Origin of the sequence: Hyella patelloides LEGE 07179 (assembly GCF_900659865.1) — a bacterium.
In the GTDB taxonomy this organism is placed as follows: domain Bacteria; phylum Cyanobacteriota; class Cyanobacteriia; order Cyanobacteriales; family Xenococcaceae; genus Hyella; species Hyella patelloides.
Genome location: NZ_LR214207.1, coordinates 1 through 3,124, shown reverse-complemented (window position 1 = coordinate 3,124; position 3,124 = coordinate 1). Strand labels below are relative to the sequence as shown.

3 protein-coding genes and 1 pseudogene are annotated in these 3,124 nt (G+C 40.0%); 3 read left to right on the top strand and 1 reads right to left on the bottom strand.

Annotation, left to right across the window (positions count from 1 at the left end):
* Positions 1-537: RNA-guided endonuclease InsQ/TnpB family protein (locus H1P_RS32210; protein WP_246142046.1), on the bottom strand; the 537-nt coding region annotated here is incomplete at its 3' end.
* A 268-nt stretch (positions 538-805) separates the two neighbouring features.
* Here H1P_RS32210 and H1P_RS32205 point away from each other — a divergent pair.
* The 3 genes and pseudogenes from H1P_RS32205 to H1P_RS32195 all read left to right on the top strand — a co-directional run.
* Positions 806-1,573, top strand: a complete 768-nt coding sequence (locus H1P_RS32205; protein ID WP_144875395.1) for a peptidylprolyl isomerase — start codon at positions 806-808, stop codon at positions 1,571-1,573.
* A gap of 33 nt (positions 1,574-1,606) precedes the next feature.
* On the top strand, positions 1,607-2,791 hold the full coding sequence (locus tag H1P_RS32200) for a beta-ketoacyl-ACP synthase (RefSeq protein ID WP_144875393.1): 1,185 nt from the start codon (positions 1,607-1,609) through the stop codon (positions 2,789-2,791).
* Between the two features lie 92 nt (positions 2,792-2,883).
* Positions 2,884-3,124, top strand: a pseudogene (locus tag H1P_RS32195) (helix-turn-helix domain-containing protein); the annotation flags it as partial.

The following is a 3,124-nucleotide window of genomic DNA, read 5'->3' as shown; positions in this document are numbered from 1 at the left end:
TTTTTTTTCAAAATGAGAATTGCTGTTTCCATAGACTTTGGCTGCCAGTTTGCCTGCTTTGCTTCTATTAGTTGAACCCTTTTGTTGACGAGCTAGCTTTTGCTGCTTCCGCTTGAGATTCTTTTGATGTTTTTTGAACCAACAAGGATTGTTATATTTAGAGCCATCGCTAGTGACGCAAATATCGGTAATACCAACATCTAATCCGATTACTTTGCCAAGGGGCTGTCTGCCGAATTTAGTTCGGCAGTTTATAAGCCCCGTCTCACTGCTAATCTCTGGTTTATCAGTTTCATCATCTACCAAAATCGAAGCATAGTATTTCCCAGAAGGTACTTGAGAGACGGTTACAGTCTTGATTTTTCCCTGTATAGTCTGGGATATTTGAGCGGAAACTAACTTTAGCTTGGGAAATTTGATATATCCTTCAGTTATTTTGACGTTCTGAGGATAGCTAATGGATTGCTTGTGATGTTTGGCTTTGAACCGAGGAAACTTAGCTCTACCTTCAAAGAAGTTGATAAAAGCTTGAGACAAGTTGAGTGCTACTGCTTGTAGGCATTGAGAATAAGGCTCTTTGAGCTATTGGTGCTGCTGTTTTAGCTGAGGCAGTAATCCTTGAATTACTATTAGTAAAGCTCGGAAACTGACAGAAAAGGGATAACAACAAGCAGTGCTTTGCGGGAAGTGCGAATACTACAAAGGGCGAAACAAGAGATCGCATTTTAATTGCTGAAAATTAATCTCTCAAAAAAGATACACTACTAAAGACTGATTTTGCTGCATTCACACAGGAACGAAAACGATGGTAACAAACAACAAAGTTTTATTAACCAACCTAATTTTAGTCATGTTCCTTGGTAGTTTGCTACTAACTGGGTGCAATAGTTTCCCAACAAATGCATCCTCATCGTCTGATACTCTATCAGATACTCAAATAGAACCAGTATCAACCAATACCAGTAGTAAAGAAATGACTGATAATTTACCGAGACTTGAAGGCATGGCGAAGGTAGAACTTACTGTTAATGGCTCGCCTGTCATTTTAGAAATTAATGGCGTAGATGCACCCATCACTGCTGGTAATTTCGTTGATTTAGTCCAGAAAGGTGTTTACGATGGTTTGGTCTTTCACCGTGTCATTAAATCACCTCAACCCTTTGTTGCTCAAGGTGGCGACCCCCAAGGAAAAGATCCCAATTTTCCCGTATCTCGTTTAGGTACTGGGGGCTATGTAGATGAATCAGGAAGCAAACGCTTAATTCCTTTAGAAATTAAATTAGAAGGAGACAGCGAGCCTACCTACAGTAAAGGCTTAGGACAACAAGCTGGTGTGAGTTCTCCCAATGTAGCTTTAAAACACGAGCGTGGTGCTTTGGCAATGGCTCGTTCTGCACCACCTGATTCTGCTTCTTCTCAGTTTTATATCGCCCTTGCAGACTTAGAATTTCTCGATGGTGACTATGCCGTATTTGGTAAAGTCGTACAGGGTATGGATGTAGTGAATGGCATAAATCAAGGCGATCGCATTGAAAGTGCCAAAGTTATTGAAGGTACAGAAAATCTGCAATAAATAATCAGTTACTCTTAGTTACTCATTCAAAGTATGGATGTTGTAGTTACTGGGATAGGCTTACAATCCTGTCTCGGTTTTTTATCTCAAAGTTGGGCTGGTATCTTAGCAAGTAAATCGGGAATCGCAATGCAACAGCCTTTTCCTGAATTACCTACCTATCCTTTAGGGTTGATTAATGATACTCCTAGCCAACTTTCTCCCCTCACAAAATTAATTGTTAAAGCAGCTATTAGCGATGCCAATCTACAAACTCCTCTACCAGAATGTGGTGTTGCTATCGGTTCAAGTCGTGGCTGTCAAAATATTTGGGAAAAAATAATAACATCAAACTTTAACCTAGATTGCTCTCGTCCCCTCGTCTTTCCTTCACCCCGTCAATCTTTACCCCATACCTTAGACATCCTATCTATTAACTGGCTTAATATCTTGCCTCATCAAAGTGCGGTTTCCGCAGCTAGAATCATTGAAACTACTGCACCAGTATTATCACCGATGGCTGCTTGTGCCACGGGAATTTTTGCGATCGCAAGAGGCTCAGAATTAATTCAAACGGGAGAATGTCAAAGAGTAATTGCAGGAGCAGTAGAAACCCCCGTAACTAAGCTTAGTTTGGCGGGATTTGCCAGAATGGGAGCATTAGCTAAAACTGGTTGTTATCCTTTTGATCGTGATAGAGAAGGTTTGGTATTAGGAGAAGGTGGTGCAGTATTTGTTCTGGAGACTGCTGAACTAGCTCGCAGTAGAGGTGCCAAAATTTATGGAGTAGTCAAAGGATTTGGTTTAACTTGTGATGCTAGTAGTACTACAGCACCAACAGGAACGAGTTCTGCGATCGCCATTAAAAGCTGTTTGCAACGCAGTAATTTAACACCCAATGATATAGGCTATATTCATGCTCATGGCACAAGCACTAAGTTAAATGACAGCCATGAAGCGAAATTAATCCAACACCTGTTTAATCATTCTGTAGCTATAAGTTCAACTAAAGGTGCAACAGGACATACTTTAGGTGCATCAGGAGCAATGGGAGTAGCCTGGTGTTTAATGGCTCTGCGATCGGGATATTTACCGCCCTGTGTAGGATTAAGAGAATTAGATTTTGGTATTAATGTGGTTAGAGAAGCACAACAGCAAAAGATTAACAATGCTCTTTGTTTTAGTTTTGGCTTTGGTGGTCAAAATGCGGTGTTAGCCGTAGGGAAATCAATTCAGTAATACAAGCGGAGATTAAAACATTTATTAAAAATTAAAAGTAAAGCTGCTTATTCGTTATGATAAAAAAACTATTGCGATACCATTACAGTTTAATGATAGTAGGTACTACAGAAGCAGCAAAGATTCTCAATATCTCCACCGCTAGGTTAAGATTACTTCTAATTCAGGGTAGAGTTGAGGGAGCTTATAAAACAGGAAAAATGTGGTTAATTCCTTTACACAAAGGCAAGCCCATTATTAAAAAAGGAAAAAGAGGTCCTGCTCCTCGATGGCGTAATCCTCAAAAACCAGCTAAAACTATAATCCACGTCAATACCCACAAAATTAAGCACA

Bases quoted from the DNA above. Each gene is read 5' to 3' on its own strand.
- H1P_RS32205 (WP_144875395.1), top strand. From the start codon at position 806: ATGGTAACAAACAACAAAGTTTTATTAACCAACCTAATTTTAGTCATG.
- H1P_RS32200 (WP_144875393.1), top strand. From the start codon at position 1,607: ATGGATGTTGTAGTTACTGGGATAGGCTTACAATCCTGTCTCGGTTTT.